The organism is Bradyrhizobium neotropicale, assembly GCF_001641695.1.
Classification (GTDB): Bacteria; Pseudomonadota; Alphaproteobacteria; order Rhizobiales; family Xanthobacteraceae; genus Bradyrhizobium; species Bradyrhizobium neotropicale.
In genome coordinates this window covers 1-24,136 of sequence record NZ_LSEF01000101.1, presented here as the reverse complement: position 1 = coordinate 24,136, position 24,136 = coordinate 1, and the positions used below count along the sequence as shown (strand labels likewise).

At 64.1% G+C, this 24,136-nt stretch carries 27 protein-coding genes and 1 tRNA gene; 21 read left to right on the top strand and 7 right to left on the bottom strand.

Annotation, left to right across the window (positions count from 1 at the left end):
* The first annotated feature begins 47 nt into the window (after positions 1–47).
* Positions 48–1,415, top strand: coding sequence for an IS30 family transposase (locus AXW67_RS35045; protein ID WP_201723621.1), 1,368 nt, complete (start codon positions 48–50; stop codon positions 1,413–1,415).
* A gap of 57 nt (positions 1,416–1,472) precedes the next feature.
* Here the strand turns inward: AXW67_RS35045 and AXW67_RS35040 are convergent, their stop codons facing one another.
* The 3 genes from AXW67_RS35040 to hemB form a co-directional block, all read right to left on the bottom strand.
* Positions 1,473–2,249, bottom strand: a complete 777-nt coding sequence (locus tag AXW67_RS35040; RefSeq protein WP_027553151.1) for an arginyltransferase — start codon at positions 2,247–2,249, stop codon at positions 1,473–1,475.
* Between the two features lie 68 nt (positions 2,250–2,317).
* Positions 2,318–2,857: an RDD family protein gene (locus tag AXW67_RS35035; protein ID WP_063681588.1), complete on the bottom strand. Its 540-nt coding sequence runs from the start codon at positions 2,855–2,857 to the stop codon at positions 2,318–2,320.
* A gap of 290 nt (positions 2,858–3,147) precedes the next feature.
* Positions 3,148–4,206 (bottom strand): porphobilinogen synthase, encoded by a 1,059-nt coding sequence (gene hemB, locus AXW67_RS35030; protein WP_063681587.1) that lies wholly within the window; start codon positions 4,204–4,206, stop codon positions 3,148–3,150.
* Between the two features lie 123 nt (positions 4,207–4,329).
* On the opposite strand from hemB, the gene AXW67_RS35025 reads away from it, so the two are divergent.
* From AXW67_RS35025 to AXW67_RS34970, 12 genes are all read left to right on the top strand, one after another.
* A complete protein-coding gene (locus tag AXW67_RS35025; RefSeq protein ID WP_027553154.1) occupies positions 4,330–4,815 on the top strand; it encodes a DUF6163 family protein in 486 nt (161 codons plus the stop codon).
* Between the two features lie 503 nt (positions 4,816–5,318).
* A complete protein-coding gene (gene ldtR / locus AXW67_RS35020; RefSeq protein ID WP_027553155.1) occupies positions 5,319–5,837 on the top strand; it encodes a transcriptional regulator LdtR in 519 nt (172 codons plus the stop codon).
* A gap of 200 nt (positions 5,838–6,037) precedes the next feature.
* Positions 6,038–6,274, top strand: coding sequence for a hypothetical protein (locus tag AXW67_RS35015; protein ID WP_027553156.1), 237 nt, complete (start codon positions 6,038–6,040; stop codon positions 6,272–6,274).
* A 38-nt stretch (positions 6,275–6,312) separates the two neighbouring features.
* Positions 6,313–6,534, top strand: coding sequence for a hypothetical protein (locus AXW67_RS35010; protein WP_027553157.1), 222 nt, complete (start codon positions 6,313–6,315; stop codon positions 6,532–6,534).
* A 258-nt stretch (positions 6,535–6,792) separates the two neighbouring features.
* Positions 6,793–8,091, top strand: a complete 1,299-nt coding sequence (gene glyA, locus AXW67_RS35005; RefSeq protein WP_063681586.1) for a serine hydroxymethyltransferase — start codon at positions 6,793–6,795, stop codon at positions 8,089–8,091.
* 15 nt (positions 8,092–8,106) lie between these two features.
* Positions 8,107–8,589, top strand: a complete 483-nt coding sequence (nrdR, locus tag AXW67_RS35000) for a transcriptional regulator NrdR (protein ID WP_011087793.1) — start codon at positions 8,107–8,109, stop codon at positions 8,587–8,589.
* Entirely contained in the window at positions 8,586–9,734 is a 1,149-nt protein-coding gene (gene ribD / locus AXW67_RS34995; protein ID WP_063681585.1) for a bifunctional diaminohydroxyphosphoribosylaminopyrimidine deaminase/5-amino-6-(5-phosphoribosylamino)uracil reductase RibD, read from the top strand. Before nrdR ends, ribD begins: the two co-directional genes overlap by 4 nt.
* On the top strand, positions 9,734–10,342 hold the full coding sequence (locus AXW67_RS34990; protein ID WP_063681584.1) for a riboflavin synthase: 609 nt from the start codon (positions 9,734–9,736) through the stop codon (positions 10,340–10,342). Before ribD ends, AXW67_RS34990 begins: the two co-directional genes overlap by 1 nt.
* A 111-nt stretch (positions 10,343–10,453) precedes the next feature.
* A complete protein-coding gene (ribH, locus tag AXW67_RS34985; protein ID WP_063681583.1) occupies positions 10,454–10,945 on the top strand; it encodes a 6,7-dimethyl-8-ribityllumazine synthase in 492 nt (163 codons plus the stop codon).
* Positions 10,946–10,948: 3 nt separating this feature from the next.
* Entirely contained in the window at positions 10,949–11,446 is a 498-nt protein-coding gene (gene nusB, locus AXW67_RS34980) for a transcription antitermination factor NusB (protein WP_027553162.1), read from the top strand.
* Positions 11,447–11,621: 175 nt separating this feature from the next.
* Positions 11,622–12,620: a thiamine-phosphate kinase gene (gene thiL / locus AXW67_RS34975; RefSeq protein WP_063681589.1), complete on the top strand. Its 999-nt coding sequence runs from the start codon at positions 11,622–11,624 to the stop codon at positions 12,618–12,620.
* 224 nt (positions 12,621–12,844) lie between these two features.
* Positions 12,845–14,965 (top strand): sodium-translocating pyrophosphatase, encoded by a 2,121-nt coding sequence (locus tag AXW67_RS34970; RefSeq protein WP_027553164.1) that lies wholly within the window; start codon positions 12,845–12,847, stop codon positions 14,963–14,965.
* A gap of 213 nt (positions 14,966–15,178) precedes the next feature.
* Here AXW67_RS34970 and AXW67_RS34965 read toward each other — a convergent pair whose 3' ends face one another.
* Both AXW67_RS34965 and AXW67_RS34960 read right to left on the bottom strand, forming a co-directional pair.
* Positions 15,179–16,180: a Bug family tripartite tricarboxylate transporter substrate binding protein gene (locus AXW67_RS34965; protein ID WP_063681582.1), complete on the bottom strand. Its 1,002-nt coding sequence runs from the start codon at positions 16,178–16,180 to the stop codon at positions 15,179–15,181.
* Between the two features lie 129 nt (positions 16,181–16,309).
* A complete protein-coding gene (locus AXW67_RS34960) occupies positions 16,310–16,795 on the bottom strand; it encodes an outer membrane protein assembly factor BamE (RefSeq protein ID WP_063681581.1) in 486 nt (161 codons plus the stop codon).
* A 98-nt stretch (positions 16,796–16,893) separates the two neighbouring features.
* On the opposite strand from AXW67_RS34960, the gene AXW67_RS34955 reads away from it, so the two are divergent.
* From AXW67_RS34955 to AXW67_RS34925, 7 genes are all read left to right on the top strand, one after another.
* Positions 16,894–17,445: a ubiquinol-cytochrome C chaperone family protein gene (locus AXW67_RS34955; RefSeq protein WP_027553167.1), complete on the top strand. Its 552-nt coding sequence runs from the start codon at positions 16,894–16,896 to the stop codon at positions 17,443–17,445.
* Positions 17,442–18,011 carry a YceD family protein gene (locus tag AXW67_RS34950; protein WP_063681580.1) on the top strand — a complete coding sequence of 190 codons (570 nt, stop codon included), beginning with the start codon at positions 17,442–17,444 and terminating at the stop codon, positions 18,009–18,011. The genes AXW67_RS34955 and AXW67_RS34950 overlap by 4 nt, the downstream gene beginning before the upstream one ends.
* Positions 18,012–18,309: 298 nt before the next feature.
* Positions 18,310–19,371: a phosphate acyltransferase PlsX gene (gene plsX, locus AXW67_RS34945; RefSeq protein ID WP_063681579.1), complete on the top strand. Its 1,062-nt coding sequence runs from the start codon at positions 18,310–18,312 to the stop codon at positions 19,369–19,371.
* Positions 19,368–20,348, top strand: coding sequence for a beta-ketoacyl-ACP synthase III (locus tag AXW67_RS34940; RefSeq protein WP_063681578.1), 981 nt, complete (start codon positions 19,368–19,370; stop codon positions 20,346–20,348). Before plsX ends, AXW67_RS34940 begins: the two co-directional genes overlap by 4 nt.
* Before the next feature lie 132 nt (positions 20,349–20,480).
* Positions 20,481–20,822: an integration host factor subunit alpha gene (locus tag AXW67_RS34935; RefSeq protein ID WP_027553171.1), complete on the top strand. Its 342-nt coding sequence runs from the start codon at positions 20,481–20,483 to the stop codon at positions 20,820–20,822.
* Positions 20,823–20,846: 24 nt separating this feature from the next.
* The gene (locus AXW67_RS34930) at positions 20,847–21,419 is read left to right on the top strand and encodes a MerR family transcriptional regulator (protein WP_027553172.1); all 573 of its coding nucleotides are present in this window, start codon (positions 20,847–20,849) and stop codon (positions 21,417–21,419) included.
* A 104-nt stretch (positions 21,420–21,523) separates the two neighbouring features.
* Positions 21,524–21,601: transfer RNA gene (locus tag AXW67_RS34925), tRNA-Pro, on the top strand.
* Positions 21,602–21,779: 178 nt separating this feature from the next.
* On the opposite strand, the gene AXW67_RS34920 is transcribed toward AXW67_RS34925, so the two are convergent.
* A complete protein-coding gene (locus tag AXW67_RS34920) occupies positions 21,780–22,529 on the bottom strand; it encodes an FkbM family methyltransferase (RefSeq protein ID WP_063681577.1) in 750 nt (249 codons plus the stop codon).
* Positions 22,530–22,674: 145 nt separating this feature from the next.
* Positions 22,675–23,805 carry an IS630 family transposase gene (locus AXW67_RS34915; RefSeq protein ID WP_063675747.1) on the bottom strand — a complete coding sequence of 377 codons (1,131 nt, stop codon included), beginning with the start codon at positions 23,803–23,805 and terminating at the stop codon, positions 22,675–22,677.
* A gap of 38 nt (positions 23,806–23,843) precedes the next feature.
* On the opposite strand from AXW67_RS34915, the gene AXW67_RS34910 reads away from it, so the two are divergent.
* Positions 23,844–24,125 (top strand): LexA family protein, encoded by a 282-nt coding sequence (locus AXW67_RS34910; protein WP_063675745.1) that lies wholly within the window; start codon positions 23,844–23,846, stop codon positions 24,123–24,125.
* Positions 24,126–24,136 lie beyond the last annotated feature (11 nt).

Below are 24,136 nucleotides of genomic sequence, written 5' to 3'. Positions count from 1 at the left end.
GGGCGGATTCAACCGCTCGTCGCAACACTCGAGCAAAAGAGGTTGCGATGGAGAAGCGTGTGCGGACAGATCGTCCCCGAGAGGTCCTACGAGAAGATTATAGACCGTTCTGGACTGCGATTGCCTTGGGGCGATCGAGCGGGGATGCTGCGGTTGAGGCCGGGGTGTCGCCGTCGGTCGGAGTACGCTGGTTCCGGAGGGCGGGCGGTATGCCGCCAACACATTTGTCGCGATCGTCCAAACCTCGGTCGGAGCGCTACCTGTCGTTCGCCGAACGTGAGGAGATTGCCATCTTGCGCGCGCAGGGGCATGGGGTGCGAGCCATCGCTCGTCAGCTCGGCCGGCCTCCATGCACGATCTCCCGTGAGCTCCGTCGCAATGTGGCGCGCCGCCATGGCGCTCCAGAGTACCGGGCGACCACGGCACAATGGCATGCTGATCAGTCCGCCCGACGGCCCAAGTTTGCGAAGTTGGCAATCAACCCGACCCTGCGGGATTATGTGCAGGACAGGCTTGCCGGTATGATCGCTAAGCCAGACGGGGCGCTCCTCGTTGGCCCGAAGGTCGTGTGGAAGGGCCGCCGGGCGGTGCATCGGCAAAACCGACGCTGGGCGACGGCATGGAGCCCGGAACAGATTTCTCGGCGACTTCGGCTCGACTTTCCCGAGGATGAGACGATGCGCATCAGTCACGAGGCAATTTATCAGGCCCTTTATGTGCAGGGTCGAGGAGCTTTGCGCCGTGAACTGACGGCCTGCTTGCGCACTGGGCGGGCCTTGCGGATGCCGAGGGCGCGCGCCCGCAAAGGCAGAAGCTTCATTCCTTCCGAGATCATGATCAGTCAACGTCCGGCGGAAGCTGCCGATCGAGCTGTGCCGGGTCACTGGGAAGGTGACCTCATCATGGGCCTCGGTAGTTCCGCGATCGGCACTTTGGTGGAGCGCACGAGCCGTTTTACCATTCTGCTGCATTTGCCGCGCATGACCGGTCAGGAACAGGATGCTCGCGTGAAGAATGGACCTGCACTCGCCGGACATGGCGCTGAGGCGGTGCGAGACGCCATCACCCGCGCAATCTTCACCATGCCCGAGCGACTGCGGCGGTCTCTAACCTGGGATCAAGGAGCTGAGCTGGCTCAGCACGCGCGTCTGAAGATCGATGCAGGCGTGCAGGTCTACTTTTGCGACCCTCACAGCCCGTGGCAGCGCGGCACCAACGAGAACACGAATGGGTTGCTGCGCCAGTACTTTCCAAAGGGGACGGATCTCAGCATGCACGATGCCGATGATCTGGAGGCCGTGGCTCTTGCACTCAACACAAGGCCCCGCAAAACCCTCGGCTGGAAAACACCGGCAGAAACCCTCGACGAATTGCTCCGAGTGAGCGATACACGGAGTGTTGCGACGAGCGGTTGAATCCGCCCTGGATGCCCCGGTCAAGCCGGGGCATGACATCGAGTGTTGGTTTGCTAGCTAATCCTGCGGCTCGGACGCTGCATCCCCTTGCGCGTCGATGCGGAGCCAGCCGGAGGGCGCGAGGCGCTGCTGCGGCAGGAAGCGGGCCTTGTAATCCATCTTCTTCGAGCCTTCGATCCAGTAGCCGAGATAGACGTAAGGCAGGCCCTGGCGGCGGGCGCGGGCGATGTGGTCGAGGATCATGAAGGTGCCGAGCGAGCGGCTGACCTGGCTGGGCTCGAAGAAGGAATAGACCATCGACAGGCCGTCGCTGAGTACGTCGGTGAGTGCCACCGCGAGCAGCTCCTCGCCGCGGCCGGTGATGCCGCTGTCGGGTCCGCGCCTGCGGTACTCGATGATGCGGGTCTCGACATGGCTGTCCTCGACCATCATGGCGTAGTCGAGCACGGTCATGTCGGCCATGCCGCCATGGCGGTGTCGGGCATCGAGATAGGCGCGGAATACCGAATATTGTTCGGAGGTCGGCACCGCGCTGCGCTGCTCGCCGATGACGTCGGCGTTGCGCGCCAGCACTTTGCGGAAATTACGGGAGGGACGGAATTCATTGGCGATGACCCGGACCGAGACGCAGGCGCGGCACTGGTCGCACGCTGGCCGGTAGGCGATCGATTGGCTACGGCGGAACCCGCCATGGGTCAGGAGGTCGTTGAGGTCGCCGGCGCGGTCTCCCACGAGGTGCGTAAACACCTTGCGCTCATGCCGGCCTGGCAAATAGGGGCAGGGGGAGGGCGCCGTAAGGTAGAACTGTGGGGTGTCGCGCGAGTGCTGGGTCAAGGGACGTCGTGGGCCTCCGAAGTGGGTATCAGCATCGCGCTACGGAGGCCCCCGGTCAATCGATTAGCTCAATAGGTCCGCGCCGCATGCGAGATGGGCGCGCGAACCGAGTTGTTGATCACGACGGTTCCGAGCACGAAATCATGCAGCAGGCGTCGGCGGCCGTTGAACAGGCCGACCAGGACCACGAAGGGCGACAGGAACGAGACCGATACCCAGAACAGCACGGCATGCGTGGCGCCGAGCACGAAATAGCCGGGCGCGCCGTACCAGGTGCGCAATTCGAGATCCATAACCCGCATGCCGATCGTCGCCGACGACGGACCGCCGATGCAGGCTCCGTAATAGACGATGGCCCAGATCACCGACGCCGGCCACGCCAGCCAGAACAGCGCCCAGCCAAGGCCAAGCGTGACAACGCCGAACACGGCGATGAAGAGGTAGCCGAGGATGACCGGCACCGAGATCACGACGAGGTCGATCAGAAAGGCGAACACGCGCCGCGTCGCTACGCCGCGGAACAGTTCCGGGTGCAGATAGGGATCATAGGCATGCGGCTGCATGCCGCCGTTATTGCGCCAGCCATTGCCTGAGTCCGAATACGACATGGTCCGTCCTCTCAAGGGGAAACTCCCGTGGCAGGACATGGGAACAGGCCGTCCTCATGCCAAGGGCGCGCTGGCTTTAACAGGCGGAAATATTCCGGCGATTCCGCGGCGCCGCGGGAGGAGGCGGGAAAGGGAACGCTGGCGCAACAATCCTTGGTGTCATCCTGGCTTTCGCCACGACAACACCGGGGCTGTAGGGTGGGCCAAGGCGCGTCAGCGCCTGCCCACCACGCTTTGCCTCATATGCGCTCGGAAATTGGTGGGCACGCTTCGCTTTGCCCACCCTACGATTACTGCGCTCTGATCTTCTCCGCCGCCTTCGGCGCAAAATAGCTCAGCACGCCGTCTGCGCCGGCGCGCTTGAAGGCCAGAAGGCTCTCCATCATGGCGCGGTCGCCGTCGAGCCAGCCGTTGTTCGCGGCTGCAGCGATCATCGCGTACTCGCCCGACACCTGGTAGGCGAAGGTCGGCATCGCAAAGGTGTCCTTTACCCGCCGCACCACGTCGAGATAGGGCATGCCGGGCTTCACCATCACCATGTCGGCGCCTTCGGCGATGTCGAGCTCGACCTCGCGCAACGCCTCGTCGGTGTTGGCGCTGTCCATCTGATAGGTGCGCTTGTCGCCTACAAGCGTCTTGGCCGAGCCGATCGCGTCGCGGAACGGGCCGTAGAAGGCGGACGCGTATTTCGCCGCATAGGCCATGATCTGCACGTCGAGCAGGCCCGCATGGTCCAGCCCCTCGCGGATCGCGGCGACGCGGCCGTCCATCATGTCGGAGGGAGCGATGATGTCGCAGCCGGCTTCGGCCTGCACCAGGGCTTGGCGCACCAGCACAGCGACCGTCTCGTCATTCAGGATCTTGCCGTCGGTGATCAGGCCGTCATGGCCGTGGCTGGTGAAGGGATCGAGTGCGACGTCGCAGAGAATGCCGAGATCGGGAAACTCCTTCTTGATCGCGCGCACCGCCTGGCAGACCAGGTTGTCAGGGTTGGTGGCCTCCGATCCTTCCTCGTCGCGCAAGGAGGGATCGGTGTAGGGAAACAGTGCAATGCAGGGGATGGTGAGCTTCACGGCGCGCTCGGCCTCACGCACGGCCTGATCGACGCTGAGCCGGTCGACGCCCGGCATCGAGGCGACCTGTTCGCGCTTGTTGTTGCCGTCGATCAGGAACAGCGGCCAGATCAGGTCGTCGGTGGTGAGCACGTTCTCACGTACCATGCGCCGTGCCCATTCGGCCTTGCGATTGCGGCGCGGGCGGACGGTCAGATCGAGCGCGGGGGAGGCGACTGCGCCGCTGGAGCGCGCGACCTCGCGCAATTCGATCGGACGTCCGTATTTGATCGCCATTACTCTTCCTCCGGCTGGAATTATTCTTATACCAGCTCGCATGGTTCCCGTCACCGCGGCTTGACCTGCCGCAAGGTGATGGCAGCCGATTGATTTTGCGGGGCAAAGCAGCCAGAAGGGGCCATGTCCGAAATCTCAACCCGCGATGCGGCCCGCGACAGCGCCAGGGACAATGCCAGAGACAAGGCGATGTCGGTGGCGGCGATCTCGTCGGAGCGGCCCGACACCGACGACAACGTCTGGACGCGCCGGCTCGTGCTGTTCCTACGGGTGATGGCGCTGCTCTCGATTCTCAAGGGGCTCTATCACTGGGCGCAGGTCACCGGCTTCGTCGGCGGCGAGGACGAGGCGTTCGAGAACCAGTCGATGGCCTGGCAGGCCGCGACCGTCTACTTCGCCGTGATCGAACTCGTCGCCGCCGTCGGCCTCTGGCTTGCCACGCCCTGGGGCGCGGTGGTGTGGCTGACGACTGTGGTGTCGATGGCGGTGATCGAACTGATGTTCCCCGGCATCTACGGCGGCAGCCTCATCGTGGTCGGCGTCGAAGCCTTCATGCTCGCCGCCTATCTCGCGCTCGCCTGGATGGCCGCGCGCGAACGGCCGCCATAGAGCGCACACGAATTCAACGTACGACTTTCTCGTGCCCGGACGCAGCGCAGCACGAAGTGATGCGCTGCCGAGCCGGGGCCGATCTCTCCGCGATCTCGTTATGTGGCCTGGGTCCCGGATCTGCGCTTCGCTTGTCCGGGACACGAGTGCGGACTTGTGCGCGATTGGTTGACCGTTGGTTGCCTAAAATTCGCGGTAAGTTTTCGTTGACCAGCGTGTTCCGCCACAGCCGTTACGTGCTCGTTTCGAAACGGGGCGGAGCTGTACTGGAATGCGACAGAACCGGCGGACGGAGGGTGAACAGGACCTTGCCACGGTCAACAGACGGTTGCGAAAAGTCCTTGCAGCACAGGCTTAATCCGCAATTCACTGTCTTAAATTCATGATCTCTTTATTGTCTTATTTAAGCTGATGTTCAAACCGGCCCCTTAAGTTGCACCTATCAGGCGGGACACAAGTTTCGTCGAATAAGTGTCGATAAAAACGACAACAGGGGAAGTGTCATGATGAAAGCCGTCGCAACTGCGGCAGACACCGCAGAGCGCGTCTCCGGCCAGCAAGGCTCGGTGCAGACGCTCTATCTGGAAGCTTTGACTCTGGTGGAGCGGCTGCATCGCCGCCTCCTCGACGTCATCAAGGACGAGTTCGATCGCCGTGGCCGCGCCGACATCAATTCGGTGCAGGCGCTGCTGCTCTACAACATCGGCGACAAGGAGCTGACCGCGGGCGAGCTGCGCACGCGCGGTTACTATCTCGGCTCCAACGTCTCCTACAATCTGAAGAAGCTCGTCGAGCTCGGCTTCCTCGATCATCAGCGCTCGCGCGTTGATCGCCGCTCGGTGCGCATTCGCCTGACCCCGCAGGGCCAGGAAGTTCGCCGCATCGTCGATGCGCTCTACCAGAAGCATGTCAAGACGGTGGAGCAGGTCGGCGGCATCTCGGGCGATGAGTTCGCGACCCTCAACAAGTCGCTGCACCGTCTCGAGCGGTTCTGGACCGATCAGATTTTGTACCGGCTCTGAGTTCTTTCGAAGGGATCAAGGCCAAGCCGGCCCACAACAAGACCGGCAAGCCTCCCGAACGTGCCTAACTTCCCCAATCGCACCGGCCCGGCTCCGTCCGGACCGGTGCGTTTTGTCTTTTTGCAGCTGCGAAAAAAATGGCAGCGCAAGGGAACGAGTTCCCCGCTCGGCACTTATCTCTTCCGGATCGGAGGATGACGATGCTGGTCGAGCGCGGACTGGGCGTGATGAACGTGGAACTCGTCAGCGAGGCCTACGCCATCGCCGCGAACTACCTTCGCCGCTCCGGTGCGATCCCCGACACGCTCGTCACCAACGAACGCCTGCTCGAGATCATCATCAAGCTGCTCCAGCACGGCGAATTCAACAAGATCAGGCTCGCCAACAAGGCAATCACCAGGTTTGAGGCGCAGCCCCAGGCGCAAGCGGTTGCCTGATCGAGACTGCCAAAATCCGTAAAGAACCAGAGGGTGCCATGGAAGCTGCCATCGATCGCATCATGAAGACCTATGACCTGCTCGCTAACCGCACCGCGGCGGCCAGCGAGGAGGCGAGGGCGAAGGTGACGATTTACCTCAATACTTTGATGGAAGCCGGCGAGAAGGACACCCACAGGTTGACCGTCTGTGGCCTGACCTATTTGCGCCAGCTCGACGGCAGCGTGGATCCCGTGAAGGCGGGGTATACCGGGCTGTAGAGCCGCGGCGGCACCGCCCGTGTGGGGCTGAATGGTCCGAACCGGCCCTTCCTGGATGATTGACGCGCCTGCGATTCCTTATGGGCTCCGCCGTCCCAAATCCCCAAATCCCACCATATCTTGCATAAATATCGCCCCGGACCCGCAAATGCTTGGCCCGGGACGGGCGATGTGGTAGATCGCGCTCGCCGCTTCCGATCGCCACACCAGACCGCCCGTAGCCCGCCAAAAGGCTGCGGCGGTGGAGATATTCGCAAGATGACCCTCGCCAAGACCGCCTCCGCGCCCGATTCGTTTTTCACCGCCTCGCTCGAACAGGCCGACCCGGAAATCGCCGCAGCCATCAAGGGCGAGCTCGGCCGGCAGCGCCATGAGGTCGAGCTGATCGCCTCCGAGAACATCGTCAGCCGCGCCGTGCTGGAAGCGCAGGGCTCGGTGATGACGAACAAATACGCGGAAGGCTATCCGGGCGCGCGCTACTACGGCGGTTGTGAGTGGGTCGACGTTGCCGAGAACCTGGCGATCGATCGCGCCAAGAAGCTGTTCGGCGCGAATTTCGCCAACGTGCAGCCGAACTCCGGCAGCCAGATGAACCAGGCGGTGTTCCTGGCGCTGCTTCAGCCCGGCGACACCTTCATGGGTCTTGATCTCGCGGCTGGCGGCCATCTCACCCATGGCTCGCCCGTCAACATGAGCGGCAAGTGGTTCAAGGCCGCGCACTACACCGTGCGCCGCGAGGACCAGATCATCGACATGGATGCGGTGGCCAAGCAGGCCGAGCAGATCAAGCCGAAGCTGATCATCGCCGGCGGCTCGGCCTATTCGCGCGCCTGGGATTTCAAGCGCTTCCGCGAGATCGCCGATAGCGTCGGCGCGTACCTGCTGGTCGACATGGCGCACTTTGCCGGCCTCGTCGCCGGTGGTGTGCATGCTTCGCCGGTGCCGTACGCGCACGTCACCACCACCACAACGCACAAGTCGCTGCGTGGCCCGCGCGGCGGCCTGATGCTGTGGAATGACGAGACGCTCACCAAGAAGCTCAACTCGGCAATCTTCCCGGGCCTGCAGGGCGGCCCGCTGATGCATGTGATCGCAGCGAAGGCGGTCGCCTTCGGCGAGGCGCTGCGGCCGGACTTCAAGGTCTACGCCAAGAACGTCGTCGAGAACGCCAAGGCGCTCGCCGAGACGCTGAAGGGCCACGGGCTCGATATCGTCTCCGGCGGGACCGACAACCATCTGATGCTGGTCGACCTCAGGCCGAAGGGCCTGAAGGGCAACGTCTCGGAAAAGGCGCTGGTCCGCGCGGCCATCACCTGCAACAAGAACGGCATTCCCTTCGACCCCGAGACGCCCTTCGTCACTTCGGGCCTGCGCCTGGGCACTCCGGCTGCGACCACCCGTGGCTTCGGCGTTGCGGAGTTTCAGCAGGTCGGCGGCATGATCGCCGAGGTTCTCAACGCGATCGCGCAGTCATCCGACGGCAAGGCACCGCTGGTCGAAGCTGCGATCAAGGAGCGGGTCAAGGCACTCACCGATCGGTTCCCGATCTATCAGTAAGGCTGGACCAAGCGGATGCGCTGTCCGAACTGCAACAGTCTCGATACGCAGGTAAAGGACTCGCGTCCGACCGAGGACTCTTCCGTGATCCGCAGGCGGCGCGTGTGCGTCGCCTGCAATTTCCGTTTCACAACTTTCGAGCGCGTGCAGCTGCGCGAACTCACCGTGATCAAGCGCAACGGCCGCCGCGTACCGTTCGACCGCGACAAGCTGATGCGCTCGGTGCAGATTAGCTTGCGCAAGCGCCAGGTCGAGCCGGAGCGGGTGGAGAAAATGGTCTCCACCATCGTGCGCGAGCTCGAGACCGGCGGCGAAGCCGAGATCTCCTCCGAGGTGATCGGCGAGACCGTGATGGAGCATCTGCGCACGCTCGACGACGTCGCCTATGTGCGCTTCGCCTCCGTCTATCGCAATTTTCGCGAGGCCAAGGATTTCGCCGACGTGCTCGGCGAGCTCTCCGGTGAGGAGGAAGCGCGGCTCGCCGCGATCCGCAAATGATCTTCCGCATCCTGGAGGATCAGTTCGCGCAAAGGGCCCGCGAGGCCAAAGACGCCGATCGCCGCTTCATGCAGCTTGCGCTGGCGCTCGGCCGGCGCGGGCAGGGACGGACTTGGCCGAACCCAGCCGTCGGCGCGATCATCGTCAAGGACGGGGTGATCGTCGGTCGTGGCTGGACCCAACCTGGCGGGCGGCCGCATGCGGAGCCCGAAGCGTTGCGGCAGGCAGGCGAAGCGGCGCGCGGCGCCACCCTCTATGTCACGCTCGAGCCGTGCTCGCATTTCGGCAAGTCGCCGCCTTGCGCGGACGCTGTGGTCGCCGCCGGCGTCAAGCGGGTGGTGGCGGCTATCGAGGATCCCAATCCGGAAGTCGCAGGGCAGGGCCATGCGCGCTTGCGCGCGGCCGGCATCGCCGTGGATGTGGGCCTGTGCGCGGATGAGGCTGCTTTTGACCACGCCGGCCACTTCCGCCGCATCCGCGACAAGCGCCCGCATGTGATCCTGAAACTTGCGGTCTCGCCAGACGGCAAGATCGGCGCGGCCGGCGGCAAGCCGGTGGCGATCACCGGCGAAGCCTCGCGCGACCGCGTGCATCTGCTCCGCGCACAGAGCGATGCGATCCTGGTCGGTATCGGCACGGTGCTTGCGGACGATCCGCTTCTCACCTGCCGCCTGCCGGGCATGACGGCGCGCTCGCCGGTGCGCGTGGTGCTCGACCAGGCCTTGCGGATTCCGGGATCCTGCCAGCTCGTTCGTTCTGCGCGCGAGACGCCGCTCTGGGTGGTCGGCTCGGAGCTTGCAGAAGCGGCTGCGGCGACGCGCCTCGGTGCGGCCGGAGCGCAGGTCATTCGCGTCCCGCCCGGGAACGCTACAGGGCTTGATCTGCTGGCGGTGCTTCATACGCTTGCCGAGAAGGGCATCACGCGGCTAATGGTCGAGGGCGGCAGCCGCGTGGCGGCCTCGTTCGTCGCGGCCGACCTCGTCGACGACATCTGGCTGTTCCGCGGCACGGAAGAGGTTGGCGCCGATGGCGTCGATGCGCTTGATGCATTGCCCCTGTCGAAAATCACGCAGTCGCAGGCGTTCAAGGTTCATGCTAGCGAAACGTTCGACAAGGATACTCTTACCATCTACGAGCGCGCCTAATGTTCACCGGCATTGTCACCGATATCGGCGAGATCGTCAGCCTGACGCCGACCGCGCAGGGGCAGTTGCACCGCCTGCGCATTGCCTGCCGCTACGATCGCGCGACCATCGCCGATGGCGCCTCGATCGCCTGCAACGGCGTCTGCCTGACAGTGGTCGCCTCGGGCGTTGAAGGCAGCAAAACCTGGTTCGACGTCGACGCCGCCGCGGAGACGCTGGCGCTGACCACGGCGAAGCACTGGAAGGTGGGCACCAGGCTCAATCTCGAGCGCGCGCTCAAGATCGGCGACGAGCTCGGTGGCCATATCGTCGCCGGCCATGCCGACGGGATCGCGACCATCGTCAGCCGCGAGGACCTGCCCGATATGGCGCGGTTCGAGCTGCGTACGACGCGCGAGCTGGCGCGCTTCATCGCCACCAAGGGCTCGATCACGCTCGACGGTGTGTCGCTGACGATCAATACGGTGGCCGGCGTGACGTTTTCGGTGCTGATCATCCCGCACACGTTGACCGTTACGACCATCGGCGGCTGGAAGGCGGGGAGCGAGGTCAATATCGAGGTCGACCTGATGGCCCGCTACGCGGCGCGGCTGACGGAAATGAAGTGATGGTGACTAAAGATCCTCATGCGTGGGCTTGACCCGCGCATCCATCCTCTTAAGAGGTCTTGACCCGTTGGTTTGCCGGGGCAGGCCCGGCAGTGACAGAGTAGGCTTACAATGGCAGACGCGCGGCGCGCACCCCTGAAGGACCTGACCGACATTTCCGGCGCGCGCGCGCTGATCGTCGAGGCACGGTTCTATGACGATCTCCAGGATGCGCTGCTGGAAGGCGCGGTCGCCGAGCTGAAGGCGGCCGGCCTGACCCATGACGTGATCACGGTTCCCGGTGCGCTGGAGATTCCGGCGGCGATCGCCATCGCGGTCGACGCGGCCGTGGCGAACGGCAAGCCCTATGACGCGGTGATCGCGCTCGGCTGCGTCATCCGTGGCGACACCATCCATTTCGAGATCGTCTCGCAGGAATCGTCGCGCGCGCTGATGGATATCGCGGTTGCGCGGAAACTGCCGCTCGGTAACGGCATTCTCACCGTCAACACCGAGGCGCAGGCCTGGGCACGGGCGCGGGCAAGCGAACTCAACAAGGGCGGCGATGCCGCGCGGGCCGCACTGGCCATGCTGCGCATCAAACGCCGCCTGGCACGAGCCTGACACATGGCTGACAACGGCAAAAAGCAGGCCGGCGGTCTGGAGAAGAAGGCGAACCGGCGCGGCGCGGCGCGGCTCGCCGCGGTCCAGGCGCTGTACCAGATGGACATTGCCGGCGCCGGCATCAACGACATCTTCGCCGAGTTCGAGAGCCACTGGCTTGGCAACGAGGTCGAGGGCGACACATATCTGCCCGCGGAAGCGGCTTTCTTCCGCGACGTCGTCTCGGGCGTCGTGCGCGATCAGAAGAAGCTCGATCCCTTGATCGACGACGCGTTGTCGAAGGGCTGGCCGCTCAAGCGCATCGAAGCGATCCTGCGCGCGGTGCTGCGGGCAGGGGCCTATGAGCTACAGCACCGCAAGGATGTACCGGGCCGTGTCGTGGTCTCCGAATATGTCGACGTCGCCAACGCCTTCGTCGACCGCGAGGAAACCGGCATGGTGAACGCGGTGCTCGACCAGATTGGCCGCCAGTTTCGCGGTGACGAGTTCGGGCGGGGGTAGGTGTCGGCGAGGGCGGTCGATTGAAGCAATACGCCAGCCCCATATTCCTCTGTCATGCCCCGCGAAGGCGGGGCATCCAGTACGCCGCGGCCTATCGATTTCACGCGATCGTCTCTGGAATACTGGATCGCCCGGTCAAGCCGGGCGATGACACCTGTGTTTGGGGCTGGAGCTGATGGCAAACTCGCACAATCCCTCCGGCGAAGACTCCCTCATCGCGCGCTATTTCAAGCCGCTGGCGACCGATCCGGGCGCGTTCGGTCTCGTCGATGATGCGGCGATCCTGAGATCATCCGGCGAGGATATCGTCGTCACCACCGACGCCGTGGTCGAGGGCGTGCATTATCTTGCCGACGATCCGCCCGGCACGATCGCGCGCAAGGCGCTGCGGGTGAACCTGTCGGACCTCGCCGCCAAGGGGGCGGTGCCGGCCGGCTTCGTGCTCACGTTGGCGCTGCGCAGCAAGGAGGACATCTGGCTCAGGCCCTTCGCGGACGCGCTCGGCGAGGACGCCAAGGCGTTCGCATGCCCGCTGCTCGGCGGCGACACTGTGTCGACGCCGGGGCCGCAAATGATCTCGATTACCGCATTCGGCCGCGTGCCACAGGGCCGGATGGTCGGCCGCACCGGCGCGAAGCCCGGCGACCGCATCCTGGTGACGGGAACGATCGGCGATGCCGCGCTCGGCCTCGACGTCCTCAAGGGCGGGGTAATCGCCCAGGCGCTGGCCTCCGATCTGCATGCGCGAGAGATGCTGACCTCGCGCTATCGCGTGCCGCAGCCGCGCAACGCGCTGGCACTGGCCGTGCGCGAGCATGCGACCGCAGCAATGGATGTCTCCGACGGGCTGGCCGGCGATCTGACCAAGCTCTGTGCCGCGTCAGGCGTCTCGGCGATCATTGAGGTTGCGAGCGTTCCGCTGTCGGCGGCGGCCGCAAGCCTGGTGGCGCGCAACGCCGTTGGCATTGAGATGCCGCTCGCCGGAGGCGACGATTATGAGGTGCTGTGCACCGTTCCAGCCGCGCGGAGCGATGCGCTGGTTACCGCGGGGCGGGCGGCCGGCATTGCGGTCACGGCGATCGGAACGATCGTCGAAGGCTCCGAGCGGCCGCGTTTCCTGGATAGCCAGGGCAAGGAACTGGCGCTGAAGCGACTGTCCTACAGCCACTTCTAGGAATGTCTCCAGACCGGGCGCCTGCGCCCTAAATACCTGCCGAGATCGCCTTTTTCGGCCGCTTCCGGCGTTGCACCATCAAGTTGATTTTGGCAAGCTCGTGACCGACTGGGGCCGCCCCTTCGGGCAAGGGGTGGCCCTGTTCAGCATCAAGGCGCCGCTCCGCACGACGGAAAAACACAAAGGCGCCGGGGGTACATCAAGGATCTGAGGCAAAAAATCACATGACAGCATTATGGTTGATAGTGCTCTGCGGAGTGCTTTCCGTCGTCTACGCGATTTGGGCGACGTCTTCGGTGTTGGGTGCGGATGCGGGGTCACCGCGCATGCAGGAGATCGCGGGAGCAGTGCGCGAAGGCGCACAGGCCTACCTGCGGCGCCAGTACACCACGATCGGTCTCGTCGGCATCGTCATCTTCGTGCTGCTTGCCTATTTCCTCGGACTCTATGTCGCGATCGGTTTCGCTATCGGCGCTATCCTGTCGGGGGCGGCCGGCTTCATCGGCATGAACGTCTCGGTTCGCGCCAATGTGCGCACCGCGCAGGCCGCGACGACGTCGCTGGCCGGTGGCCTCGAACTCGCCTTCAAGGCCGGCGCGATCACCGGTCTGCTGGTCGCCGGTCTCGCGCTGCTCGGCGTGACCCTGTATTTCGGCTTCCTGACCTATTCGCTCAAGCTGGCTCCAGACAGCCGCACCGTGGTCGACGCCATGGTGGCGCTCGGTTTCGGTGCCTCGCTGATCTCGATCTTCGCGCGTCTCGGCGGCGGCATCTTCACCAAGGGTGCGGACGTCGGCGGCGACCTCGTCGGCAAGGTCGAGGCGGGCATTCCGGAAGACGATCCGCGCAACCCGGCGACAATCGCCGACAACGTCGGCGACAACGTCGGTGACTGCGCCGGCATGGCCGCCGATCTGTTCGAGACCTATGCGGTGACCGCGGTTGCCACGATGGTGCTCGCGGCGATCTTCTTCGCCAAGACGCCGATCCTCGCCAACATGATGACGCTGCCGCTCGCGATCGGCGGCATCTGCATCATCACCTCGATCATCGGCACCTTCTTCGTGAAGCTCGGGCCGAGCCAGTCGATCATGGGCGCGCTCTACAAGGGCCTGATCGCAACCGGCATCCTGTCGCTGATCGGCATCGCGGGGGTGATCTACTACCTGATCGGCTTCGGCAAGCTCGACGGTGTCGAGTACACGGGCACGGCGCTGTTTGAATGCGGCGTTGTTGGCCTGATCGTCACTGCGGCGATCATCTGGATCACCGAATACTACACCGGCACCGACTACCGCCCGGTGAAGTCGATCGCCCAGGCTTCGGTGACCGGCCACGGCACCAACGTGATCCAGGGCCTTGCCGTCTCGATGGAGGCGACCGCGCTGCCCGCGATCGTCATCATCGCCGGAATCCTGGTCACCTACAGCCTTGCTGGTCTGTTCGGCATCGCGATCGCGACCGCCACCATGCTGGCGCTGGCCGGCATGATCGTGGCGCTCGACGCCTTCGGTCCCGTCACCGACAATGCCGGCGGCATCGCCGAGATGGCGGGCCTGCCGAAGGAGGTGCGCAAATCGACCGACGCGCTCGACGCGGTCGGCAACACCACCAAGGCGGTGACCAAGGGCTACGCGATCGGCTCCGCCGGTCTCGGCGCCTTGGTGCTGTTCGCGGCGTATAACCAGGACCTCAAGTTCTTCGTCGCCGGGTCCGCGCAGCATACCTACTTCGCGGGCGTCAATCCGGACTTCTCGCTGAACAATCCGTACGTCGTGGTGGGCCTGCTGTTCGGTGGTCTCTTGCCTTACCTGTTCGGCGCGATGGGCATGACCGCGGTGGGCCGTGCGGCCGGCGCGATCGTCGAGGAAGTGCGGCGCCAGTTCCGCGAGAAGCCGGGCATCATGCAGGGCACCGACAAACCGGACTACGGCAAGGCGGTCGACCTTCTGACCAAGGCGGCGATCAAGGAGATGATCATCCCCTCGCTGCTGCCGGTGCTGTCGCCGATCGTCGTCTACTTCCTGATCTACGCGATTGCGGGCGGCGGAGCGGCCGGCAAGTCGGCGGCGTTCTCGGCGGTGGGCGCGATGCTGCTCGGCGTGATCGTGACGGGCCTGTTCGTCGCGATCTCCATGACCTCGGGCGGCGGCGCCTGGGACAACGCCAAGAAGTACATCGAGGACGGCCATTTCGGCGGCAAGGGCTCTGACGCCCACAAGTCCGCCGTCACCGGCGACACCGTCGGCGATCCTTACAAGGATACGGCCGGTCCCGCAGTGAACCCGATGATCAAGATCACCAACATCGTGGCGCTGTTGCTGCTGGCGATCCTCGCGCACTGAGCGGCGACGTAGGTGCAAATCAAAGCCCCGCGGCGCGAGCCGCGGGGTTTTTGTTTCTGTCTTGGCAACGATTCCGATGGTTGCTCCCTCAACCTGAGGAGCGCGGAACGCGCGTCTCGAAGGATGAAGGCCCGCTGGTGGCCCTCGTGCTTCGAGAGGGCCGCTGCGTGGCCTCCTCAACATGAGGGAGAGGGACCGGAGCGAACGGCTCGCCTACTGCACATCCATCTGGAGGCCTTCCTTCTGGATGATGCCCGCGAACTTCTTTGTCTCGGCGTCCACGAAATCGGCGAACTGCTGCGGGGTGCCGTAGTCGGCGCGGGCGCCCATGGCGGCAATCTGCTTCTTGATGTCGTCGCGCTCCAGCATCGCCTTGACCTGGAGGTTCAATGCCTCGAGCACCGGGGCGGGGACGCCCTTCGGCAGGAAGACCGAGAACCAGGACGACACGTCGAAATTGGCGAGCTCCGGCGCGGACTCGCGCATGGTCGGCAGGTTCGGCGCAAGGTCGCTGCGGTCGGTCGTGGTGACGCAGAGGCCGTTCAGCGTGCCGTTCTGCACCTGCGGCAGGCTCGGATAGAGATTGTCGAACAGGATCTGGATGTCGCCGGCGAGCGCAGCCTGGAGCGCGGGACCGGCGCCGCGGAACGGGATGTGCGTCATCTTCAGCCCCGTCAGCTGCAGGAACCAGGCGCCGGTGAGGTGCGGGCTCTGGCCGACGCCGGACGAGGCGTAGCTGAGCTTGTCCGGATTGGCCTTGAGGAAGGCAATCAGCTCGGCGACCGACTTGATGCCGGTCTTCGGATGCGCCGAGACGATGTTCGGGATCCGGATCATGTTGGAGACAGGCTGGAGCTGGTTCGGCTTGTAGGAGAGGTTCTTGAAGATGCTGTAAGCGATCGCGTTCGGTCCGGGATTGCCGATCAGGATGGTGTGGCCGTCGGGCTTGGCGCGCGCAACCTCGGCCGTGCCGATCGTGCCGCCACCGCCGGAGCGATTCTCCACGATGGTCGACTGGCCCCAGGCGGTTTGCAGGTGAGCGGCGAGCAACCGGCCCATGACGTCGGTCGAGCCGCCAGCCGCCGCCGGGACGATGAGGCGGACGTTCTCGGTCGGCTTCCAGTCCGCAAGACTCGATCGCGGCAGGATGGCTGCAGCCGACAGACCGGCGGACCCGGCGAGCACGCGACGGCGGGACAACAACTTGTTCGGCACGAATCCACTCCCTGCTTCTTGTTTTGCAGGGAGCGTAGGGAACCCGCCGCACAACGGCAAGTCGCACGCGGCGGCAAGTGCCGCGCCGAGGGCGGCACGACGCCGCAGGCCAAACCTAGGCGCGAGGCCTCAGTTGAAGCTCAGCAGCTTGAAGATCGGCGTGAGGTAGCTCATCTCCTGGCCCGAGGTCGGCGTGGTGCGGCTGATGAAGTCGAAGATCTTGCCGTCCTGCAGACCGTAATTCGCAAGCCGGCGCACACGCCGATTCTTGTCGAAATAAATAGCGATCACGCGCTGGTCGACGACCCTCTGGTTCATGAAGGCGACCATGCGCTCGGAGCGCTGGGAGATGTAGTAGAACACTTCACCGTCGAGGGTGGCGACCGTCGAGGGCGTGCCCATCACGATCAGCACCTGGTCCTGGCTCGCGCCGATCGGAATCTGCTCGAGCGCGCCGGGCGGCAGGATGTAGCCCTTCTGGAATTGCTCGCCGGTGCAGCCTGCAAGCGCGGCTCCGACGAGGGCCGCGGCCGCGAACAGGCGTAGCGCACGCCGGCGTGTGTGAAGGCCGCGCGGCTGGTCCGCGTGCGGGCAGGTCTGGTTTGTTATCGTCATTGCGGAACTGATTCCGTCCCCTTGCGTCGCGCGAGGCGCTGAAGTACCGGGCGGAGGCTGCGATTGCAACACACGCGCGCCCCCTTGCGGAGCCCACAATGGTTTGGCCGTTCAATCACTTCAGGAAACCCCGGCTAGCCCCGCGCGGCACCATTGAAGCCATCTATGGCATGATCGTGACGCAGGCGCGAGAACCCATATTTTACCGGGAGTTGGGCGTCCCCGATACGGTTAACGGCCGATTCGACCTGTTGCTGCTGCATTTGTGCCTGTTGCTGCGGCGCCTGCGGGCCGCCCGGGACGGCGCGGCACTGTCTCAGGCGCTATTCGACCGCTTCTGCGAGGACATGGACGACAATCTGCGCGAGATGGGCATCGGCGACCAGACCGTCCCGAAGCGTATGCGCGCCTTCGGCGAGGCCTTTTATGGCCGGGCGCAGGCCTATGACCGGGCGATGGAGGAGGGCAGCGAGGCGCTGGCAGCGGCGATTTCAAAGAATATCTTGAATGGCACCGGGATGGAGCAGGCGCGCCAGCTTGCCGCTTATGCCGGGGCCACCGAGGCTGATCTCGGCCGGGCCGACGAGTCGGCACTTCTGCTCGCATCATTCAGATTTCCACAACCGCTTCGGGAGGAGGCGACGACATGAACCGACCGGACGCCGGATTCGACCCAGACCCCTGGCGCGCGCCCGTGATCGTCGCGCAAATCCCGGACGCCGGGCTGCACCGCGAGCTGGAGGCATCGGTCGCGCAGCGGCAGGCCTTGGCCGATATCGCGGGGCTGCGCGAGATTCTGTCCGCTCATGCCGCCTTCGACCTGACGCCGAAAAGTGGCGGGCGGATCCATGTCACGGGCCAGATCCGGGCCCGGATCGGCCAAACCTGCGTGGTGACGCTGGAGCCGATCGAGAACGACATCGACGAGGAGATCGACCTGATGTTCGCGCCCGAGGCCGAGGCGCGGCGGCTGGCCGATCTGATCGAGGAGGGGCAGGACAGCGAGGAACCCCCGGAGGTCGCCGACCCGCCGGAGGCAATCGTGGGCGGAATCATCGACCTAGGCCGGCTCGCCACCGATGTGATGTTCCTGGCGATCGATCCCTATCCCCGCAAGCCGGGCGCCGTGTTCGAGACCGATGTCACCGCTCCCGATCCGGAAGACCGTCCCTTTGCGGCGCTGAAGGCGCTTCAGGAGAGGAAAAAAGACCAATAGGCGCGCCTGCCGGGCCACCTCGCCTTGCGATCCGGCGTGAGGCGATTGCAGGGATGCTTTGAGAGATCAGACTATCTATATGATTTTTAAGTATTTTCGAGAGATTGGCGGCTTTGCGGCCGGATCGCCCGGGATACAAAAGACTGGGGGCAAGAGGTTGTTTCGGGATGACAAAACGCTATTGTCGCGCCCCGGTCCGGGTGCGGCGTGGCGCTTGACCGATCGCCATCTTGGTGGCGAAGCCATATTGCGGCCCCGCTAGTTCACGACCGCACGAGACCAGGTTTCCGGGACGCTTATGCCAAGCAAGGTTCGCATTGCGCTTGACGCCATGGGGGGCGATGTCGGCGCCCCCGTGGTCATTCCCGGCGCCGCCATTTCGCTTGGCCGGCATCAGAATACCGAATTCCTGCTGGTCGGAGACCGCGCCAAAATCGAGCCTGAACTCGACAGGCACCCCGAGCTCAAGGCCGCCTCCAGGGTCATCCATACCGATGTCGCCGTCAGCATGGAGGACAAGCCGAGCCAGGCGCTGCGGCGCGGCCGCAGGACATCCTCGATGTGGCTCGCCATCGATGCGGTCAAGAAGGGCGAGGCGGATGTCGCGGTCTCGGCCGGCAATACCGGCGCGCTGATGGCGATGTCGCGCTTCAACCTGCGCACGCTGCCGGGCATCGACCGTCCGGCGCTCGCGTCGCCCTGGCCGACCATGCGTGGCTATTCCGTGGTGCTCGATCTCGGCGCCACCATCGGCGGCGACGCGGAGCACCTGGTGGCGCTCGCAGTCATGGGCGCAGCGATGGCGAGCGTGTTGTTCAACAAGCCGCGTCCCACGGTCGGCCTGCTCAATATCGGGGTCGAGGAGGTCAAGGGCCACGAGGAGATCCGCGAGGCCGGGGAAAGGCTGCGCGCGCTGAACCTGCCGCAGCTCGACTATATCGGCTTCGTCGAGGGGGACGGCATCGGCAAGGGATTGGCCGATGTGATCGTCGCCGAGGGCTTCAGCGGTAATATCGCGCTCAAGGCCGCCGAGGGCACCGCGCGGCAGATAGCGGACATTCTCCGCAACGAGCTCCAGCGGAGCTGGATGTCGAAGCTCGGCTATCTCTTCGCGCGGAGCGCCTTCCGAACCCTTCGCGACAAGATGGATCCGAACAAATCCAACGGCGGCGTGTTCCTCGGATTGAACGGCGTCGTGATCAAGAGCCACGGTGGAACCAACGCCGAAGGCTTTGCCTATGCGATCGATGTTGGCTATGAGATGGTCCAATACGATCTCCTGAACAAGATCAATCAGATGCTCAACCGCGACGGGGGTGCGCTGGTGTCAGTGCCAACCGAGCCGGAGGATGTTTCGTGACTCAAATTCGTTCGGTCGTGCTGGGCTGCGGCAGCTATCTGCCGGGGCAGGTCGTGACCAATGCGCAACTCGCCGAGCGCATCGACACGTCCGACGAGTGGATCGTGCAGCGCACCGGCATTCGCGAGCGGCACATTGCGGCTGACGGCGAATTCACCTCGCATCTCGCGATCAAGGCAGCTCAGGCCGCGCTCACTGACGCCGGCGTGGACGCGCAGTCGATCGAGCTGATCGTGCTGGCGACCTCGACGCCGGACAACACATTTCCGGCGACCGCGGTCGCGGTGCAGCACGGGCTCGGCATCAATCATGGCGCGGCCTTTGACCTCCAGGCGGTGTGCTCGGGCTTCGTGTTCGCACTCGCCACCGCCGACAATTTCCTGCGCACCGGCGCCTACAAGCGCGCACTGGTGATCGGTGCGGAGACCTTCTCTCGCATCCTCGACTGGAACGATCGCGGCACCTGCGTCCTGTTCGGCGACGGCGCCGGCGCGGTGGTGCTGGAGGCGCAGCAGCAGCCGGGCAAGGCTGCGACAGATCGCGGCGTCCTGACCACGCATTTGCGCTCGGACGGCCGACACAAGGCCAAGCTGTTCGTCGATGGCGGACCGTCCTCGACCCAGACCGTCGGTCATCTGCGCATGGAGGGCCGCGAGGTCTTCAAGCATGCGGTCGGCATGATCACCGACGTGATCGTCGACGCGTTCGAGGCCACCGGCCTCAATGCCGAAGATATCAATTGGTTCGTGCCGCATCAGGCCAACAAGCGAATCATCGATGCGTCCGCACACAAGCTTCATATCGCACCGCAAAAGGTGGTGCTGACGGTCGACCGTCACGGCAACACCTCGGCGGCCTCGATCCCGCTGGCGCTCTCGGTTGCGCGCAAGGACGGCCGCATCAAGCGCGGCGATCTCGTTCTGCTGGAAGCGATGGGCGGCGGCTTCACCTGGGGCTCTGCACTCGTGCGCTGGTAGCCACAGTCGATAAAATTTTGCCGGAATCATCTCCGATTATCGATGCTTCTGCATTGATGAGCGGTGTTGACCGCCGTATCGTAACCTCCTAATTTTAGACAACAATTGTTCGCCGTGATGTGGGGCAGGGCGATGACCGAGACTAGTAAAACCGTAACGCGTGTTGATCTCTGCGAAGCCGTCTACCAGAAGGTGGGCTTGTCGCGCACGGAGTCGTCTGCGTTCGTGGAACTCGTGCTGAAGGAGATCACCGACTGCCTGGAGCGGGGCGAGACGGTGAAGCTGTCCTCGTTCGGCTCTTTCATGGTGCGTAAGAAGGGCCAGCGTATCGGCCGCAATCCGAAGACCGGTACGGAAGTGCCGATCTCGCCGCGCCGGGTGATGGTGTTCAAGCCGTCTGCGATCCTGAAGCAGCGGATCAACTCCCAGCACCGCGGCAATGGCGATGCCAGCAAGGCTCAACCGGAGGCGTAATCGCCCGCACGGAGGATTTTGCATTTGGACAAGGCGCCGGATGCGTTCCGCACCATCAGCGAGGTAGCCCAGGAACTCGACATTCCGCAGCATGTGCTGCGCTTCTGGGAGACCCGCTTCTCGCAGATCAAGCCGATGAAGCGCAGCGGCGGCCGCCGCTATTACCGTCCCGACGACGTCGACCTGCTCAAGGGTATCCGCCGGCTCCTTTACGGAGAGGGCTACACCATCCGCGGGGTGCAGCGGATCCTGAAAGAGCATGGCGTCAAGTCGGTGCAGGGCCTTGCCGACAGTTCGGCTGCGGTCTCGTTCGGGGCGATCGAGGACGCCATCGGCCAGAGCCTGATGGAGCCGGAGGACGAGGCGCCCATCCAGGGCGTCGCCGACACCGATGACGACGATTATCAAGGCGAGGAGGAGGAAGGCATCGATTTCCGATTCGCGGAGATCGACGACGAGGAGATCCTCACCACCTTCCGCAAGGGCGGGACCGACCGCGGCGGCACCAGCGCCGCCGACCGGGAGCGGCTGGAACGGGTGCTCAGCGACCTCGTCGCCTGCCGGGAATTGCTCGATCAGGCGCTGAGGGACGGCTGAGGAGATTTCGGGGCCTTTGCCGCAGTTCCGGGGCACGAGACGGATAGCAAAATGGTACGGCTCGCCTTGCGCAAAGCGGCGATCCTAGCTAATGGAACGACATTCGGAGCGTGGCGCAGCCCGGTTAGCGCACTAGTCTGGGAGACTAGGGGTCGGAGGTTCAAATCCTCTCGCTCCGACCATTTTGCTCAATAACAGCACGCATATTCTAGGGCGGTTGGTTTGCCACTAACCGCCCTTTGCCAATTCTGTTCGCAGAATTGACATCGGCTTTGGGGACTAAAGGCCGGGCTCGGGTTCATAACCTCCAACAAACTGACCGCCGGTCACGCCCGACGGCCTCTTTCGTCGCCGACGGCGTTACCGAGGCGCGAAAAGGAAGTTGTTGCAATAGCCTTCCTTCTTCCAAAACCACTCGCCATCCCGGCGCTGGTGAATGGCCTCAGCGAACATTGAGACCGGCAGCAACCGTCCGGCGGACACAAAGCGCCCGTCATACCCACGCGATTGCAGGAAGGAGAGCACGGTGCTCACCGATGCGTCGCCAAGGTGGCGCCCCTCGCACTCGAACAGCAAAAGCGGCCTGTCTCGATCGAGTATCCGCGTGGCGCCGCGGAAAACATCGAGCTCGGCTCCCTCGACGTCGACTTTCAAGAAGGACACCCGCTCCGATGCCGGAAAGAAGTCATCAAGCGCGACCACTGGAACGGTCGCCTTGGTGAATGCGAGGTCGGCCACGGCGGACCGGTTGAGCGAGGCGCCCGGCTGATGGCCGTCCGGGATGAAGAGAGGAAGAAGGCCCGGTGCCGCAGAGACGGCCTTGGCTTCGACCTGGACATTGTGCAGGCCGATCGAGGCACAGGTGCGCGCGAGGCGCGCGGCCAGATCTATTTGCGGCTCGAAAGCAACCACGCGGCCGCCGCGGCACCAGCGCGACAACCAAAGGGTAAAGCTTCCCTTGTTCGCGCCGACGTCGCAGGCGATCCCGGCCCGATGGGCGATATGCGATCGAACAATCGAAAGCTCGGCCCTGTGATCCCGGAACCGTGTCTTGAGAGACCGGACGAAAAAACGAGAGATTTCGGCGAGGGATGCCCCAGCTTCATCCATTGGTGGTGCCCCTTAAGTTGCAACCCGCATGCATGTCACGAATTCATTTGCCACAATAAATAGAAGCGCAACCGGTTTCGGTGGCCTTGGTTTGGTCTTTGCCACAAAGACAGCGAGTGCCCGCGCCTGGGAGACTAGTGGTTCATCACAGTGGTTTTGACTCTTTGGCGGCAACTGGATAGGCGCGACCGAGTTTGGCGCGGGCTTTGTCGGTTGTGAACATCCATTTGATGCGGTCTCGCGCCTTGTTTCGCTGCCGTTGCCATGCTGCGATTTCTTTTCGAAGCCTTTTGGGATCGTCGATGCGACGGCCGAGACACTGGCGCTGCAGCACGCTGATCTCGCACTCGACCATATTGAGCCAGCTGGCGTGTTTCGGGGTGTAGTGGAACTCGAGGCGGCGCAGGATGCGACGGGCCTCGGCAGGCGCAAATGCCTGATATAGCGCGCCGGCCGTATGAATCGACAGATTGTCCTGCACCACACGGATGCAGGCGGCATTGGGATAGTGGACGTCGACGAGTTCGCGCATGCAGTGCGCGTAGTCGACCGCGGCGCGGTGGTCTGTAACCTTGACATTGCGCCAGCCGCGATGCGGATCGAAGGTGACGAAGAGATTGACGGTACCGTTGCGGCGATATTCGTAATCGTAGCGCTCGCGCTGTCCCGGTTGGGCAGGGATCGGCTGGCGTACCTCGCCGATCAGCTGGACTGGGGTCTCGTCGAAGCAAACCAGGGGCCGCTCGGGATCCGGCGCCTCGGCGTAGAGATCGAGCACATCCTCCATCCGGGCGACGTATTCGCCGTCGACATGAGGAATGCACCACATATCCCGGCGCCACGGCTTGAGGTCGTTGTCGGCCAGCCGGCGGCGCACGGTCTCGCCCGACAGGCTGGCGTGATCGGTGAGCTTGACCATCGCGTCGGCCAGCAATGTCAGCGTCCAGCGTTTGCGGCCGGCGGGCGGCTTGGCGCATGCCGTCGCCACCAGCAGGGCCTCTTCCTTGCCTGTCAGCTTGCGTTCCGCGCCCGGACGCGGCTCCTCACTCAAGGCCCGCTCCAGATTGCCTTCTACGAAACGGCGTTTGGTCCGGCCGACGGTGGAAAGGCTGACCCGGACGGTTCGGGCAATCTCCGCGTCGCAGCTGCCTGAATCGGCCGCCAGCACAATCTGAGCCCGTTTGAGTTTGCGGGCGGAATGCGTGCCGCCGCCGAGCATTGCCGTCAGTTCGTCCCGCTCGGCTTGGCTCAATTCGACCCGATAACGTACATTCATGCTTCGCCTCCTTGTCGGAGGCCGGGACGAATCCAGCTATGAGTCAAAAATCAGGCGCGCACTTCACCGAGAAGCAGGGACACTATCTCGCTTTCATCCATACCTACTCGTACATGTTCGGACAGCCGCCCGCCGAGGCCGACATCCAGCGGCATTTCCGCGTCAGCCCGCCGTCAGTCCACCAGATGATCCTCACCCTCGAACGCAACGGGTTCATTCGTCGCCAGCCCGGCGTCGCTCGAAGCATCGAGATCCTCTTGCCACCCGAAAAGTTGCCTATCCTCGGATGGCTCGGTATCAAAACGTCAAAATCACTGTGATGAACCACTAG